A 16,653-nucleotide genomic window follows, 5' to 3' on the forward strand; every position below is an offset into this window, starting at 1 on the left:
TTAATGCTTAGCTTTGTAAAAAAAGTTGCTATGTCCTTGAAGTCTGTTTTTTGGCTGTTGCTGTTGTTTGTTGTAGTGGGTTGTGAATCAGGCAGTCCGGCTGAAGCTGAGCCCTATCAGTTGGGAGAGGTTGATCTTAAAGTTACGGGTTCGCCGGAGGCATTGCCCTATTTCGAAAAGGGGCTGTTGCTGCTGCACAGCTTCGAATACGAAGATGCCCGTGCGGCTTTTCAGAAAGCGCAGGAAACGGATGAGGATTTTGCCATGGCTTACTGGGGCGAAGCGATGACCTACAATCAGCCGATCTGGCACCGGCAGCAGGCGGAGAAAGGCCGGAGTACCATGGCACGACTGGGCAAAAACCTGAATCAGCAGCTGGCTAAAGCAGGGACCGGTTTGGAAAAGGACCTGGTCCGCTCTCTGCATGTGCTGTACGGAGAGGGCGAGAAGGCGGATCGGGATCAGGCATACGCTGAATTCATGAGCGAACTGTACGAAAAGTATCCGGGGCAGCAGGAAGTGGCTGCGTTCTACGCGCTTTCCCTGCTGGGGAGTGTGCAGGCGGGCCGTGATAAGGCGGTCTTTGAGAAAGGCGCAGGCATCGCACAGAGCATTATCCGGGAAAATCCGGCCCACCCGGGCGCACTGCACTACCTGATTCATTCCTACGATGACCCGGGGCACGCCCGTTTGGCGCTCGATGCGGCCAATAGTTATGCCAAAGTTGCCCCCGATGCCGCCCACGCCCTGCATATGCCGTCTCATATTTATGTGGCTATGGGGATGTGGGACGAAGTTGTCAACTCGAATATTGCTTCTTACGATGCGAGTGTGCAGCGTATGAAAGCAAAAGAACTGGACAACGATGCCCGGAGTTACCACGCTTTCCACTGGCTGCAGTATGGTTATCTGCAAAAGGGGGATTTTGAAAAAGCCGAAGCAATCCTGACGGAAATGGCAGGCTACACAACGGAGTTGCCTTCGGTTACCGCCCGGTCGTACCTGGTACGCATGCTGGGCAATTTCCTGGTGGAGACCGGCAAATGGGACCACCCACTGGCAGCTACGGAGGTGGAACTGGATGACCTCAATATCAGCCATCAGGCGGTTGGGTATTTCCTGCAGGGCTATCAGGCTTACCGGCAGAAGGATGAAACGCTGTTGGCCGGCATCATTGATACTCTGGCGGACAAGCGGCAGCAGGCAACCATGATCATGGCTGCCGGGGGAGCTCCCATGTGCAGCACGAGCAGTGCCTGGGGCAGTGCCAATAAAGTGGAGGTCAAACAGGCGGAGGTGATGGAGCTGGAGCTAAAGGCACTGCTCTGGCGCCTTAGAGGGGACGAAAAGAAAGCCGAAAAGTATATGGTCAGGGCGGTCAATACGCAGCACAAAAATGATTACAGCTACGGGCCACCGGAGATTGTGTACCCCGCCTACGAATTCTACGCCGATTACCTTATGGAGCAGGCGTCTTATGCTAAAGCCCTGGAAATGTATGAAATGGCTCAGGAAAGAGGGCCAGGCCGATCGCTCGCTGTCAATGGTGCACTTAGAGCTAAGGCAGCGCTATAAAAACAGCCGCCCACATCACGAATGATGCAGACGGCCGATTGGGGGGAATCAGTTCTTTGTTCTGTAAGTCAGACCCCTCAAGATCAGGATTCGTTGCCTGACTTGTAAATGGCATTAATCGGGGTGCTGGAATTAGGAAGTTCATCCTGGTTCACAAGGAAAATACCTGCGCCTCTGAGGAAGGCGTAAATGGCAGTCAGATTGATTAGGTCTTCGCTATCCTTCTGTCGGCTTTTGTGCAATTCGACTTTACCACTTTTAGGGCTGAAAGTACCCCACCGTTTCTGTCCTTCCGCTACAAAGAGGGTCTCCACCTCACCTTTGTAGGCTCGGGGCAGGATTTCAAATACGGAAGAGGAGGCAAGTTCTTTTGCATCATAATCACTGAAGCCCTCTATTTTTCGGTCTTTTTGGTTGTGGTGGAAGTCGCGAATGATTTCCAGCGCCTGCTCATGCATCTGCTGTTTGGACAGCTGCTCCGGCGTGCCGCTGATATGAACGGGGGCGATATCTGTATAGTCACTGGTTTCTTTGTAGATAGGCGCGATTTGGTCGGTCGTTGCCAAAACGACCGGGGCATCAGCATCTTCGAGGATGGCCTGCACGCCCTGATCTACCTGATAGCAGTATCTTTTGTATTGTTTAAGGCGATGGTCGTGCCCCATCTCTTCTCCATTGAAAATAGGAGTGTCGAAGGCAGCCGCACCACGGTTCATTTGTACATTGCGCGTCTCAGTATCCATTTGCAATGCCGATTCCATGTTTTTGGGGAGTTGTTCATCGGCAGGTACAGGCTGTATGGAGTTGGCGTCGCCGCGGTACAGGCTTGTTGATGTTTCGCCCAGGGCGAGGACATAGAATTCGCCGGCGGCGCTCATTTCGCTAATCAAAGGCAGCAGGTAAAACCGCTGGTCTACAATCAACCGGGGCGATACCTGACGATTGAGCTCCAGGGCTTCGAAAATTTCCGGGCCGATAAAAAGGGCATAGCTCGATTCAAGCTGTTGCCAGCGTTCTGTTTCATTGAGCAATTCATAGCCATTGAACAGATAGGCCCGGGCATCCTTGTCGGACATACCACTTTGTATTAACCGGTCCGCAGCATCATTGAGCATCTTTTTCAGAAAAGAACGGCTCTCCATACCCCGTTCGGAAGGATACCCCGGCACATAGATGCTTACACAATTGGGAGTATTGACCTGAGCAAGTGTATGGAAGGTTTGTCGGTTGAGCATATTACGATTTTTTATGACTGATTTCACTGTTAGAACATGGGGTTTGATTTCCATGTTCAATAGTTGACAATTCAAAATTATTGGAAATCAATTGGTTAACACGTCAATCGCTACATGCAGCCTAAAACACTTCTTCAATCCATCGCCGCTCCCTTCCGACAGTTTATCCGTAATGAGTCGTCGAGTGGGATCTTGCTTATCCTGTCCACGGTGATCGCTTTGGTATGGGCCAACTCCCCTCTGTCTCCTGCCTATTTCAATTTATGGGATACACCGGTGAGTATTTCGATTGGGGAAGACAGCTTTTCCAAGCCGTTGCTGCTGTGGGTAAATGATGGATTGATGGCCATTTTCTTCTTTACCATAGGGCTGGAAATAAAAAAGGAAGTCATTGACGGTGAATTGTCCACACCGCGCAAGGCAGCGCTGCCGCTGCTGGCTGCCGTTGGAGGCATGGTCGTCCCGGTCGGTTTATTTTTTCTGCTTCAGGATGCCGGTCCGGGCATGAAGGGGTGGGGGATTCCCATGGCGACTGATATTGCCTTCTCTATAGGGATACTCTCTCTGCTGGGCAGCCGGGTACCGCTAGGCATGAAAGTATTTCTGACAGCCTTTGCTATCGTCGATGACCTTGGAGCGATTTTCGTCATTACCGTATTTTATTCCCATGAAGTTCACTGGGGTGCCCTTGCCATGTCGGGAGGGATTCTGGCCTTTTTGTTTTTGTGCAATCACATGTTTAGCATCAAGCGCAACTGGGTATACCTGCTGGGCGGGCTGGGGGTATGGTACTATATGTTTAAGTCAGGGATTCATCCGACCATAGCCGGAGTATTGGTAGCTATGGCGGTACCGGCTACCAATAAGCTGCGGGCCCGCCGGTTTGCCGATCGTATTGAAGATTTCCTGGATGAATTCAGGTTGGAGAAGGCTGACGGTGGAGGGCCTTTTATTCCCGACCCGGAAGTCCATCAGTTGCAGGATTTAAGAAACCGGGCCCGCTCGGTGCTGCCACCGCTGCAACGGCTGGAATATCAGCTCAATGACTTTGTCGCGTTTTTTGTGATGCCACTCTTTGCGCTGGCTAACGCCGGGATAAAGTTTGGAGGGAGCGGTGAGGTCTTTGGTCAGCCCCTGTTTATGAATATTGCGGTTGCGCTGCTTTTCGGAAAGGTCATTGGGATTGTCCTGTTCTCCTGGCTGGCTGTAAAGCTCCGGATTGCCGATCTTCCCCTGCGAACAGGCTGGGTGCAAATGGCCGGGCTGGGCTTGCTGGGCGGGATCGGTTTCACTATGGCGCTGTTTATTTCCAACCTCGCCCTTGAGGGAGCTGCTCTGCTGGCTCAGGCAAAGCTGGGCATACTCATAGGCTCTTTTGTGGCAGGGACAGCAGGGTATCTGCTCCTGCACTACACGCTTCGGGAACCGCTTGAGGAAGAACTGGAGTCCGTCGCCGCATCAGGTCAGGAGCAAACGGTCTGATCTGTTCCCGTTTTTTCCTTACATTTGGCGCGTTAATCAACCCGCCAAATACTAAGCCTATGCAAGCTGTACAAGACTATATTCAGGAAAACAAGGACCGCTTTCTGGACGAGCTGCTCGACCTGTTGCGTATTCCTTCGGTAAGTGCAGACCCTGCCTACAAAGGAGATGTACTCAAAACAGCAGACTTTGTGGCTGAGAGCCTTCGGAAAGCTGGTGCTGACAGTGTGGAGGTTTGCCCGACTGCCGGTTATCCCATTGTTTATGGTGAGAAAATAATCGATCCTGCCAAGCCCACCGTACTCGTTTATGGCCACTATGATGTGCAACCGCCCGACCCGGTGGAGCTCTGGGAATCCCCGCCCTTCGAGCCAATTATCAAAAAGACGGAAGCACACCCGGACGGTGCCATTTATGCCCGTGGGGCCTGCGATGACAAAGGGCAGTTTTTTATGCACGTCAAAGCCTTTGAGGCTATGATGGCACAGGACGCTTTGCCTTGCAACATCAAGTTTATGATAGAGGGCGAAGAGGAAGTAGGCTCCGCCAACCTCGGTATCTTTTGCCGGGAGAATCAGGAAAAGCTTAAGTGCGATACCATCCTGATTTCTGACACCTCTATCATCGCTAATGATGTCCCTTCTATCACAGTTGGGCTGCGCGGGCTGAGCTACCTCGAAGTGGAGGTGGTGGGCCCCAACCGCGACCTGCACTCTGGCGTCTACGGTGGTGGCGTAGCCAACCCGATCAATGTCCTCTGCGATATGGTCAGCTCCCTGATGGATGACCGTAAGCACATCACCATTCCCGGATTTTATGACGATGTGGTGGAACTGTCGGAGGCTGAGCGCAAAAAGCTCAACGAAGCCCCTTTTGACTTGGAAAAGTACAAGAAAGACCTCGCAATCGGGGACGTACAGGGCGAAGCGGGCTATACGCCATTGGAGCGCGTATCCATCCGCCCAACCCTGGATGTCAACGGCATCTGGGGCGGATACATTGGAGAAGGCGCGAAGACGGTACTGCCTTCCAAAGCCAATGCCAAAATCAGCATGCGCCTGGTGCCGAATCAGGACCCGGAGAAAATCACGCAGCTGTTCAAACAGCACTTTGAGCGTATCGCTCCGGCTTCCGTGAAAGTTACTGTGACGCCTCACCATGGCGGCGAGCCTGCCGTAACGCCAACTAATACGCCGGAGTACAAAGCGGCTTCTATGGCTATGGAAATGGCATTCGGCAAAACGCCCATCCCCACCCGGGAAGGGGGCAGTATCCCCATTGTAGCCTTGTTCGAGCAGGTGCTGAATGCGAAGAGCGTTTTAATGGGATTCGGGCTCAACAGCGACGCCATCCACTCGCCCAATGAGCACTACGGGCTGTTCAACTTTTACAAAGGTATCGAGACGATTCCTTACTTTTTTGCGCATTACGCTGATGCGAAGTAAGGCGTGAAGATAAAGACTGCATAGTGGAGTAATCCCAAAGGGTTACTCCACTTTTGTGATTTTATACTGACGATTAAGTGGTTTGCCACAGCAAACCTACTCAATGTCAGCATTTACGCTGGGAAGTGTCTTGCTCCGATGTCGCAAACCACTTCGTATTGCGTATAGCTTCCTTATCCTGCTCCTTCTTGTAGTCCTCAAGTTCGCTGAGGCCGGTCTTTTCCCAGAATCCCACCTCCGTGATGACCGCAGCACGGGACACAATATGAGCGGCTAAGGGCGCGATCAGGAAAATAAACAGGAGGATGGCGAAAATCTCAATAAAGATCATCGTGTCGTTGTAGTGGATCCCAACGCCCAGCAAAATCAGCAAAACGCCCAAAACAACGGCTTTGGTACTGGCAGAGTTGCGGATGTAGAAGTCCGGGAACTTCACCATGCCAATACTGGCAATCAGCATAAAGATAGAGCCGCCAAGCATAAAGGCGGCACTGAATAGATCATTGATCATAGTTCTTGGATTTTTCCCGTTTCTGTACCAGGTAGTAAGCGAAGGTCATAGTGCCCACAAAAGCAATCAGCGACATGATCAGGGCTACATTCAGATAGGCTTTCTCCTCAGACAGAACGGAGTAAATGGCCAGTACGGCAAGAAGGTTGGCAGAAAAGACATCAAGGGAAATAATCCGGTCCGGCAGGCTCGGCCCTTTGAAAAACCGGACCAGCGTCAGTATCGTGCTGATACTGATGATGGCGATAGCGATGTAAGCTGCGATGGTGAAAAGGCTCATACTTGATACGGGTTTCTGGTGATTTTCAGGATTTTTTTCTCGAAGCCGTCCTTGATTTGCCGCCTCACGCTTTCTGTATCTCCTGCCTTTACATAGACCTCATGTACATAGAGCGTCTTCCGGTCTTTGGAAACATCAATACTCAGCGTACCTGGCGTCAGGGTGATGAAATTGGCCAGCAGGGTGATTTCGAAGTCCGTCTCTGCTTCAAGCGGGATGGCGACCACTGCAGGCTGCATATGGTCCTGTGGGGTGAGTACTTCATAAGCGACACGCAGGGAGGCGGTAAGGAGCTCTTTCAGGTAAAAAAAGACAAGGGCGCTAATCTGCCGGGACTTGTGAAAGGAATGCGGACTGTAAAAAAAGGTGAGCAGCCAAAGTACGATATTCCAGCCGGCAAACAGCAGGAGGGTGGCGAACCCATCATTCGGGATGCCAGGGTAGATGGCTTGGGTGAACCAGGTCATCAGTACAGCTACGAATAGGTTGATCAGTATAACCATGTTTTTTATGGGTTGAGTACAGCATTAATGTATTCCTGAGGGTTCAGTAATTGCTCAGCAGCCTGCTCCGAAAAGGAGATCAAAAAATCAGGATAAAAGCTGATGCCCAGCGTGCAAAGGGTCAGGAAAACCGAAGCAAGCAGCAGGCAGTAGTAACGGCGGAACAGCGTTGGGCTGTCGTATTGTGGTGGATTGCTTTTGGTGGCGGGGCCTGCAGACCAGAATACGGATACCCAGATTTTGCTCATGGAAAAAAGTGTCAACAGCCCCACGAGGAGAGATACCGCAACGATAACGTACGCTCCGGACTCCAGGCCTGCCTTCGCCAGTATAAACTTGCCCCAGAAACCCGAAAGGGGAGGAATGCCCGCCAGCGAAAAGGCAGAAATGGCAAACAGGACAGTGACGAAGGGGAATCGGTCATATACCCCTCCCAGTTTGCTTAATGCATAATGGCCATTGGTGATTTTGACGATTCCGCTGATCAAAAACAAGTTGGTTTTGACCAGAATATGGTGGATGATGTAAAAGATGGAACCGGCAATGGCCAGCGGGGTAAATAGTGCCAGCCCCATAATCATATATCCGATTTGGCTGACAATATGGAACGAGAGGATTTTTTTGAAATTGCGCTGCGCAATAGCCCCCAACACTCCAAAAAACATCGTCAGGCCAGCCAGGACGAGCAGTACCGAATGGGTAGTTGGCAAATCATGAGTGTAGAGCAGGGTGAAAAACCGGATTAATGCATATACTCCGACTTTGGTCAGCAATCCGGCCATCAGCCCCACCACCGATATTGGTGGCGTGGGGTAGGAGGCAGGCAACCAGGAGAAAAACGGGAACAGGGCCGCCTTGATTCCAAATCCGGTAAGAAAAAATACGGCAGAGACCGTAATCAGCTCCGGATTGGGGTGCTGGGCAATCGCTACCGACAGATCAGCCATATTCAGGGTGCCGGTTAATTTGTATAGTATAGCCGAACCGGTGAGCAGAAAACCCGAGGAGATGAAGCTCAGGGTGACATATTTAACTGCCCCCTCCAGCTGCTTTTTGCTGTTGCCCAAAACGATGAGCACGAAAGAAGCCACCAGCATGACTTCAAACCAGACGTAGAGGTTGAAAATGTCGCCCGTCAGAAAGGAGCCGCAAACGCCAAACATCATCACGAGCAAAACCGGGTAAAAGCCTTTCTTTTTGCGTGCTGCTGATATGTCCTGAATAGAGTACAGAATGATAGCAAAGGCGATGACGGCAGAAATGAGCACCATTCCCGAGGCCAGCAGGTCTGCAACCAGAGTGATGCCAAACGGTGCCGGCCAGTTGCCGATCTGTATGACCTGAATACCGTTTTGGTTCACTTCCATAAACAGGCTTGCCGCCGCTGCCAGGTACAGAAACCCGGCGACGACCGCAATAGCGGCCTGAACCTTGACCCGCTGCCAGGATAAAATGCAGAAGATGAACGCCGCGAGCAGCACCCACAACGGGAAGAGCAGTAAGGTGGGAATCGTATCGGTCACTTTATTTTATCTGTTGTATTGAGTTCATCCAAATCTTCGGTCCCAACTTCCTCGTATACTTTTTTCAGCAGCACAATCACGAACAATTGCACGCCAATACTAATCACAATGGCTGTTAATGTCAGTGCCTGTGGCAAAGGGTCTGCAAGCTGGTCCACCGCTGCTTTTGCTTCGGAGAGCAGTGGGGGCGCATTCTTGGTTACCCCTCCCACGGTGAACAGGAAAAAGGTGGTGGCATAGCCAAACAGGATGACCCCGATGATCAGCTTGAAGAAGCTTTTCTGGAACATCAGAAACAAGCTCGCTGAAAACAAAACGCCAATAATCAGGGGTATAATCAGGTTCATAAGTTGTTATTCCTCAGTGAGTAAAAAAGTAATTTGCAGGACCACGCCAAAGACCACCAGCAAAACACCAAAGTCGAAAAAGATAGGCGTGCCGATTTTGCCCACCAGGGGCAATTCCTGGGTTACCCAGGCTGAAGTCAGGTAGGGCTCGCCCTTTAGTACAGCAAAAAAGCCACTAAGGAGGGCCATCAGCAAACCAAGTGCAGCCAGTATGGTGGGCTTTACCCTGAATACCTGCCTGGTCCGCTCGTACCCAAAGACCATAGCGTGCAGCATAAAGGGAATGGAGGCGATCAGCCCGGCTATAAATCCACCCCCTGGTTTATCGTGCCCCCTGAAAAACATATAGAGGGCAAAACTGATAAACAGGGGCGTCAGTGCGCGTAGCAGGGTCGCCAGAATGAGTGTTTTCATGCTTTTTTGTTATTGGGTTTGAATTTTAGCAGTGCAATGATGCCAATCATAGTAACTGTAAGCACGGTAATCTCCCCAAGGGTGTCAAGAGCACGAAAATCCACCAGGATGACATTCACGGCATTTTGGCCTTTGCCCTTGGGGATGCTTTGTTCCAAAAAATAGGCTTGTGAGCCTGTATCCTTTTCCTGTAGCAGCATCACATAGGCCGTCACTGCCATCATTGCCCCAAACAAGATCGCCACAGGCAGGTATTTCAACCGGGCAATAGAGGTTTTGAGGGTATAGGAAGGCAGGCGGTGGATAATCAGAATGAGCAGTATCAGGGTCAGGGTTTCAGCCAGGAACTGCGTGATGGCTACATCCGGTGCGCTGAACAGGGTATACGCCAGCGCAATACTATATCCAATAATGCCAAAGGTTGCAGTCACAATCAGCCTTGACCTGACCCGGAAGAGAAAGCCGGTGGCCAGAACGATCAGGGCTAAAATGACAAGCTCGTAAATCTGTAAGCCCTCCAGCAGCGGTGCCGTTGAAAAAGACTGGAAAACCTGGCCATGAGCCATTGCGGCCAAAAGCAGCATGGAAAAGGTGATGATAACGGTGGCTATATATCTTCTTAGGTAGCCATTTTGAATCTTCCCGGTTATGTACTGCGCAACGAACTCACTGCCGGCAATGAGCTGATCGTACAAAAAATCGGCGGAAGCCCAGGGCGGTTTTTGGGCCCGCCTGAGCCACTTGCGGAGGAAGTACAAACCTACACCGGTGAGCAAAGTGGCTAAGCTCAGGAGGAACACGAAGTTGAACCCATGCCACAGTTTTAGTTTCATAGTGGGGGCGAAATCCTGGATGCTGGCAGCCGACCATTTTAGCAGGGGCGCTATAGTCCATCCGGGGGCAATGCCCGTCAGCAGGCTTACGACAGCCAATAACAGGGGGGGAAGGGTAAGCAGCAGCTGCCCCTCCCGTATGGGCTGATCCCTGAGTTTGCCGGTTTTGAAAAATGCGTTATACAGGATGTCTACGCTCACTGCCGTAAAGAGCGCCCCGGCCAGAAACAACAGCGCCAGGTAAACGATCGCAAAAGGATCGGCGGCATGGTAGAGCGCATCGTACAAAAGTTCTTTTCCTACAAAACCCAGCAGAGGCAGCACGCCGGCCATTGATGCCAGGGCAAGGGCTACAGTTGTTGCTGTAAGTGGCATCTTCCGGCTCAGGTCTGATAGCTGGGAAATGCGCCTCGTTCCGGTTTGATGGTCGATGTTGCCGGCGGTCATGAACAGGGCACATTTGTACAGGGCGTGTGCCAGGACATACACCATCGCGGCATTAACTGCTGCTTCCCCACCCAGGCCAATCATCATAAACAGGATACCCAGGGCGCTGACGGTTGTGTAAGCGAGGATACGCTTGAGGTCATCCTCCTGAAAAGCTTTCAGGGCGCCCCAGGTCATGGTCAGCGCCCCGGCAGCGCCGAGCAGATGGTGCCAGAGTGCGGCTTCCTGAAATAAAGGATTGAGCCGGAAAATGAGGTAGACGCCGGCTTTGACCATCGTTGCAGAGTGCAGGTAGGCACTTACCGGGGTGGGCGCAGCCATGGCATTGGGCAACCAGAAATGGAAAGGGAATTGTGCGGATTTTGTGAGGGCGCCCAGTCCGATGAGGATAATGGCCGCAGATTGCAATCCACTATCAGCCACTACTTCAGACTGGGATAGTATTTCCGTCAGGTTGTACCCACTGCCGGTGGCGATTTCCAAAAGGATAAATCCCGCCATCAGGGCCAGCCCTCCACCAGCTGTAATTAGGAGTGCCTGCCTTGCGGACCGCCTTGAGTCTTCATCTTTATGTTTGAAGCCAATGAGCAGGAAGGAGCTGAGGCTGGTGAGTTCCCAAAATACAAACAGGCTGATCAGGTTGGCCGAGAGGACGAGGCCGAGCATGGAGCCTGAGAATAACAGCAGGTAACCTGCAAACCGGTTGATTTGAGGGCTGTCTTCCATATACCGGTGTGCGTATAAAAAGATCAGCAACCCAAAGACGGTGACCAGGAGCGCAAAAAACAGGCTAAGCCCGTCCACAAGGAAAGCCAGTTGAATACTGAGGGTGTCCACCCACTTTACTTGCTGTACGATGGTTGCTCCGTCAAGTACTGTTCCCGTCAGGGAGCCAAAGTAGGCGATGATTGTGAGAAAAAGCAGTGAGATGGCAGGCAGCAGGATACTTCGGTGCCTGTCATAAAATAAAGCAGACAAGAAGCCAGCCATGAATACCGCCAGGATGCAAAATAGAATCGTCATATAGTTTGGTATGCATAACTATAGCGCATACCATGGGGCAGATGTTCTAATCTGAGCCTTGTTAATAAGAACGGAGGGGCTTTTTGGAGGCCAACGCTGGCCAATCCACGCTGGGCGCCTTATGCTATCGGGGCGGCAACGGTACTTTCGACAAAGTACATTTCGACCTCACCGATCCCTTTAGCCGGTACTTTTCCACGTGGCGTGCAGGAAAACGTATCGCCAATCCGGTCGTAGGTCGCCTGAGAGATATTGACCCTTCCGGCTTTGCCTTTGGATTCCAGGCGGGCGGCCAGGTTGACGGTATCCCCCCATATATCGTAGGCGAATTTTCGGGCACCTACCACGCCTGCCACTACCGGGCCGGTATGCAGTCCGATGCGTGCACCGGAAAAAGGCAGGTCTTTTTGTTGCTCCAGCCAATCCTGCATGGCCAGGGCTGCCTTTACTGCACGATGGGCGTCATCCGGATTCGATTCCGGTACGCCGGCGGCGGCCATGTAAGCATCACCGATGGTTTTGATTTTTTCGATACCGTGCGCCTCCGCTATTTCATCGAAGGCTTTGAAGCAGCGGTCGAGAGCTTCCACCAATTCGGCAGGGGTAAGGTCCTTGGAAATCCGGCTAAAGTCTTTAAAGTCGGAAAAGAGTACTGTGGCCTCGTCATAGTGCCGGGCCGTGGCCTGCCCATCGGTTTTGAGTTCCTGAGCGACGGATGCCGGGAGGATGTTCAGCAAAAGTTCCTCTGAGCGCTTGCGCTCGGTATCGATGATACGGTTTTTCCGGCGGGAGTTCAGGTACAGCCAGGTCAGAATAAGGGCGATGAGGATAATAGCGCCGGCTACAATGCGGCTGCGGTTGCGCTGTGTACGCTGAAGCTGTAGCTGGGCTTCCTGAGCCTGCAGCTGTTGTTCCTGCCGGATGACCATAATGGAATCTTCCAGGCGGGCCAGGGAGATAGAGTCGATGGTCTGTTGCTGCCGGGCGAGCAGCAGCTCCTGCCGGGCTTGTTCATCGGTAAGGGTCTGCACTTCTTTTTCAAAAGCTTCCCGTTCCTTTTTGAGGGAGAGTATGGAATCGCCCACGGCGCGCATGACATCGAGCCTGCGCTGCTTAAGTTGCTCCAGGGTGGGGCGCTGTTCTGCCACCCCGCCGGGCTGAATGGGCATCTGTGGCTTATTGTTCAGCCGGCGGACCAACTGCCGATATTGGAATTGCAAGGTGTCATTCGGTGATTTTTCCAGAAGCTGCTCCGCTGCCTTCATGGCCCTTTTGACCTTCATTTTGTTCCGCCAGTTGAGAGAGCTGGCCGTCTGTTTGCCAAAAAATGCCTCAGCCTGAAGCAGCCGGGCTTCGGTCTGAATAGTCAGATCATTTGCTTGACGGCCACTGTGAAAGGCCTGCTCCGCAACCTGCGCCGCATCCTCGTAGCGTTCGCGCCCGAGTAATTCCCGTGATAAATCCAGTTGAGCGTTCCCCTGGCCGTTGACAGCCGATGAAAAAAGCGCCAATAGTCCTGCAGTTAGGAGTATCATTCTCATAATAAGGTACTTTTTTGCCAAGGGTGGAATCGGCAGAAATCAAATATAAGGTTTCTGTCCGACTTACGCATATTCTGATGCACAATGTCTTGCCCCATGAATATGGGGTTTAGATTTCGTGGCAGGGGGGCTATATTTGTAATCGTTAGAATTAGTCAGAATTTGCAAACTATCACCTGGTTATAAATCTTCCTTCCTTTATAAACAAGAAGCGTGTTTAAATGGGGGCTTCCCTTGATCCTCTCTGGGAAGCCCTTTATTTTGGAAGGGAAACTAATCCTCAGTGCCCGTTTTCTTGGGCATTGGACCCAAAAAAGTTTCGAAGGGCTTTCAGCGCAGGTTGGAAGCCCTTTTTTTTGGGATATTACGGGCGTAAAGACGGAGGGATTTGATGATTTTTGTTAAATTTGAATCTGGCTCAAAACAAATTGTTAGTTCATGAATATGCCCGCCGCTCAGGATGCGCTCAAAAAATATTTTGGTTACGATACGTTCCGCCCCATGCAGGCCGATATCATTGAGCAGGTGTATGCCGGCAAAGACAGCCTGGTGCTAATGCCCACGGGCGGGGGCAAGTCCATTTGCTATCAGGTGCCTGCGGTGACACTCCCAGGGACCGCCGTAGTGGTCTCCCCCCTCATCTCTCTAATGAAAGATCAGGTGGAAGCGCTGCGGGCTAATGGGGTGCAGGCGGCTTTTCTCAACAGTTCACTCGGCGAAGCGGATCAGCGGGCCGTGGAGGATCAGTTTTTTAACGGTGAACTACAGCTGCTTTACGTTTCTCCGGAAAAGCTGACTTCCCGGGATTTTCTGCCGCTGCTGAAACGGGCGAAAGTGAGCCTGTTTGCCATTGATGAGGCACACTGTATCTCTTCCTGGGGGCATGACTTCCGGCCGGAGTATACCCGCATGAAGTTCCTCAAACAGGAGTTTCGGGACACGCCCATACTTGCACTGACCGCAACCGCTGATAAACTGACCCGGAAAGACATTCTTCGGCAGCTCAATTTGCCAGACCCGCAGGTGTTTATTTCATCTTTTGACCGCCCCAATCTCAGCCTCGAGGTCCGCCCCGGGCAGCGCCGCCGGGAGCAAATCCTGCGGTTTATCGGCAAACGCCCGAATGAGTCTGGCATCATCTACTGCCTTAGCCGAAAGGGTACCGAGCAACTGGCGGAAAAACTGCAGGATGCCGGCATTACGGCTGATTATTACCACGCGGGCCTTTCTCCCGAGGAGCGGGATGCGGTGCAGGAGGCATTCATTAACGACAACACACCGGTCATTTGCGCTACGGTGGCCTTTGGTATGGGCATCGATAAGTCGAATGTGCGCTGGGTCATCCACTACAACCTGCCTAAGAATATCGAAAGTTACTATCAGGAGATCGGGCGGGCCGGGCGCGATGGCGCAAAGTCGGATACCGTGCTTTTCTACAGCTACAACGATGTCGCTCTGATGGAGGACATCCTCAGGCAAAACGACAGCGATCAGGTGGATATCAAACTGGCGAAGCTGGACCGTATGCGGCAATTTGCGGAAGCGGTAGGCTGCCGGCGGCGTATCCTGCTCAGCTACTTTGGGGAGGAAACCACGGAGGACTGTGGGAACTGCGATATCTGCCGGAACCCGCCAAAGACCATAGATGGAACGGAGATTGCCCAAAAGGCACTGTCTGCAATCTACCGGTTGCGGCAACAGGTGGGCATGACCCTGGCGATTGACGTGCTACGCGGCAGCGGGAAGAAGGAAATCTTTGAACGCGGCTACCAAAACATCAAAACTTACGGTGCCGGCCGTGATATCCCCTTTCTGGAATGGCAGCACTACATGTTGCAATTGCTGAATTATGGCTACATCGAGATTGCACACGATGAGCATGGCGTGCTGAAACTGACTCCGGCGAGCAAACGGGTGCTCTTCGAAGGAGAAAAAGTGCCATTGGTGCGTTTCGCTACGGTTAAAGAACGGCAGGAGGCCGAGAAAGCTCAGGCTAAAACCAAAGCCACCGAGCGGCAGGGGGTACGGGATGAGCTGTTTGAGCAACTCCGCCAACTCCGGCGTCAGCTGGCTCAGGAGCGGGGCGTGCCGCCTTACATCATTTTCAGTGATAAAACACTGGAGGAAATGGCTGCCGTGCGGCCTATGACGGATGATGAAATGAAGCGCATCAGCGGGGTGGGGGAGCGCAAACTGCACCTCTACGGCAACTACTTTATTGATGCCATCATTGAGCATGTGGGGCCGGCGGCGAGCCGTGGCAAGTCCTCTACCTATCAAATCACCCACGATATGTACCAACGGGGGCTAAGCGTATCCGAAATTGCACAGAAACGGCAATTGACCGAAACGACGGTCTATTCCCATCTGGCCATCCTATTTGAGAAAGGGCAGGACATTAACCTGCACGAACTCGTGACGCCCTCAGAGGTCGATCAGGTGGTGAAATCTTTGCGGTACCTTCAGGAGCCTTATAAACTGAAGGATGTCTTTGAGTATTTGGACGAACAAATCCCTTATCATAAAATCCGGCTGGCGCTTGCCTACGCAAAGCGGGAGGCTTAGTCTCTAATAATTGCTGAAATCTTGTTTGGATAATCAGTGATAATCCCGTCCACGCCCAGGCCAATCAGCGCTTTCATGGCGGTGGTGTCGTTGACGGTCCACGGGATGATGGTCATGCCGAGATCGTGTACGGTATCCACCACGTTGCCGGTCACCATTTTGTAATAGGGGCTGTAGATGTCCGGGGTGTAGCCCAGGGCATCGAGGTTGACCTGAACACCGTTGGGGTTTTCAACCAGCAGGGCTGTGGTGACGGCAGGGTCAAGCCGGTGCAGTTCCTGTAGGGGGCGGACATCGAAAGACTGTACACAGGTTTGGTTTTTAATGCCCAGGTCTTCTATCTCCTGCAAAACGAGGCGGGCAAAGGTCAGCGGGCGGGGCGCTTTGACGTTATCGTAAGCCAGGTCGTGCTTGATTTCGATGTTGTAGCGGGGCTTGGGGCGGTTGTGCTCAGCACAGTAAGCATTGACGGCTTGTACCACCTCGCTAAGCAAGGGCTTGTGCACCGGCATGGGCGTTTGCTCCGGAAAGCGTTCGTTCCCGCGGGTGCCGCAATCGTAAGTCTTGATCTGAGCGTAGGGCATTTGAAAGAGCAGCAGCTCCTCTTCCTCCGCTTCCGTTACGGGCCGCCCGTCCGGATGGCTGCAGATGTGGTGAGACATCCAAGGCTCGTGGCTGACCACCAGCAGGCTGTCCTGACTTACCGCAAGGTCGAGCTCCAGCGTTTTCACCTGAGGAAATTCCAGTGCTTTGAGGAAGGCGGGCACCGTATTTTCCGGCAACAGCCCGCGGGCGCCCCGGTGGCCCTGCCAGTCGAAATCAGCAGCTTGTTCGGCATTCATGTCTTGTTGAGTTGAAGGCGCTGAGCAGGCTGAAAGCCCGAGCAGCAGCAGGAGGAAATAAAATTGGCGCATAATTTTGGCTTTGGG

At 52.4% G+C, this 16,653-nt stretch carries 14 protein-coding genes; 4 read left to right on the plus strand and 10 right to left on the minus strand.

The genetic code is table 11. From position 1 onward, the window contains the following. The first annotated feature begins 30 nt into the window (after positions 1-30). Positions 31-1,575 carry a tetratricopeptide repeat protein gene (locus IX84_RS19570; protein WP_044224662.1) on the plus strand — a complete coding sequence of 515 codons (1,545 nt, stop codon included), beginning with the start codon at positions 31-33 and terminating at the stop codon, positions 1,573-1,575. Between the two features lie 83 nt (positions 1,576-1,658). On the opposite strand, the gene IX84_RS19575 is transcribed toward IX84_RS19570, so the two are convergent. Further along, positions 1,659-2,810: a baeRF7 domain-containing protein gene (locus IX84_RS19575; protein WP_044224665.1), complete on the minus strand. Its 1,152-nt coding sequence runs from the start codon at positions 2,808-2,810 to the stop codon at positions 1,659-1,661. 114 nt (positions 2,811-2,924) lie between these two features. On the opposite strand from IX84_RS19575, the gene nhaA reads away from it, so the two are divergent. After that, positions 2,925-4,292 (plus strand): Na+/H+ antiporter NhaA, encoded by a 1,368-nt coding sequence (gene nhaA, locus IX84_RS19580; RefSeq protein WP_044224668.1) that lies wholly within the window; start codon positions 2,925-2,927, stop codon positions 4,290-4,292. A 59-nt stretch (positions 4,293-4,351) separates the two neighbouring features. Then, positions 4,352-5,737: a dipeptidase gene (locus IX84_RS19585; protein ID WP_044224670.1), complete on the plus strand. Its 1,386-nt coding sequence runs from the start codon at positions 4,352-4,354 to the stop codon at positions 5,735-5,737. A 106-nt stretch (positions 5,738-5,843) separates the two neighbouring features. Here IX84_RS19585 and mnhG read toward each other — a convergent pair whose 3' ends face one another. The 8 genes from mnhG to IX84_RS31245 form a co-directional block, all read right to left on the minus strand. Further along, a complete protein-coding gene (gene mnhG / locus IX84_RS19590; protein WP_044224673.1) occupies positions 5,844-6,248 on the minus strand; it encodes a monovalent cation/H(+) antiporter subunit G in 405 nt (134 codons plus the stop codon). Beyond that, a complete protein-coding gene (locus IX84_RS19595; protein WP_044224676.1) occupies positions 6,238-6,528 on the minus strand; it encodes a monovalent cation/H+ antiporter complex subunit F in 291 nt (96 codons plus the stop codon). The genes mnhG and IX84_RS19595 overlap by 11 nt, the downstream gene beginning before the upstream one ends. Further along, positions 6,525-7,031 (minus strand): Na+/H+ antiporter subunit E, encoded by a 507-nt coding sequence (locus IX84_RS19600; protein WP_052516227.1) that lies wholly within the window; start codon positions 7,029-7,031, stop codon positions 6,525-6,527. The genes IX84_RS19595 and IX84_RS19600 overlap by 4 nt, the downstream gene beginning before the upstream one ends. Before the next feature lie 5 nt (positions 7,032-7,036). Further along, positions 7,037-8,554 carry a proton-conducting transporter transmembrane domain-containing protein gene (locus tag IX84_RS19605; RefSeq protein WP_202965275.1) on the minus strand — a complete coding sequence of 506 codons (1,518 nt, stop codon included), beginning with the start codon at positions 8,552-8,554 and terminating at the stop codon, positions 7,037-7,039. Then, on the minus strand, positions 8,551-8,901 hold the full coding sequence (locus IX84_RS19610; RefSeq protein ID WP_044224678.1) for an NADH-quinone oxidoreductase subunit K: 351 nt from the start codon (positions 8,899-8,901) through the stop codon (positions 8,551-8,553). The genes IX84_RS19605 and IX84_RS19610 overlap by 4 nt, the downstream gene beginning before the upstream one ends. A gap of 6 nt (positions 8,902-8,907) precedes the next feature. Continuing rightward, positions 8,908-9,315, minus strand: a complete 408-nt coding sequence (locus IX84_RS19615; protein WP_044224680.1) for an MnhB domain-containing protein — start codon at positions 9,313-9,315, stop codon at positions 8,908-8,910. Then, positions 9,312-11,618 (minus strand): hydrogen gas-evolving membrane-bound hydrogenase subunit E, encoded by a 2,307-nt coding sequence (mbhE, locus tag IX84_RS19620; protein WP_052516228.1) that lies wholly within the window; start codon positions 11,616-11,618, stop codon positions 9,312-9,314. Before mbhE ends, IX84_RS19615 begins: the two co-directional genes overlap by 4 nt. Before the next feature lie 119 nt (positions 11,619-11,737). After that, the gene (locus tag IX84_RS31245; RefSeq protein ID WP_081968854.1) at positions 11,738-13,159 is read right to left on the minus strand and encodes an adenylate/guanylate cyclase domain-containing protein; all 1,422 of its coding nucleotides are present in this window, start codon (positions 13,157-13,159) and stop codon (positions 11,738-11,740) included. 438 nt (positions 13,160-13,597) lie between these two features. Between IX84_RS31245 and recQ the strand changes: the two genes are divergently transcribed. Continuing rightward, positions 13,598-15,724: a DNA helicase RecQ gene (gene recQ / locus IX84_RS19630; RefSeq protein ID WP_044224683.1), complete on the plus strand. Its 2,127-nt coding sequence runs from the start codon at positions 13,598-13,600 to the stop codon at positions 15,722-15,724. On the opposite strand, the gene IX84_RS19635 is transcribed toward recQ, so the two are convergent. Next, positions 15,721-16,638 carry a glycerophosphodiester phosphodiesterase family protein gene (locus IX84_RS19635; protein ID WP_044224686.1) on the minus strand — a complete coding sequence of 306 codons (918 nt, stop codon included), beginning with the start codon at positions 16,636-16,638 and terminating at the stop codon, positions 15,721-15,723. The two genes, recQ and IX84_RS19635, sit on opposite strands and share 4 nt — an antisense overlap. Positions 16,639-16,653: the final 15 nt, after the last annotated feature.

The organism is Phaeodactylibacter xiamenensis (genome assembly GCF_000759025.1).
Taxonomy (GTDB): Bacteria; Bacteroidota; Bacteroidia; order Chitinophagales; family Saprospiraceae; genus Phaeodactylibacter; species Phaeodactylibacter xiamenensis.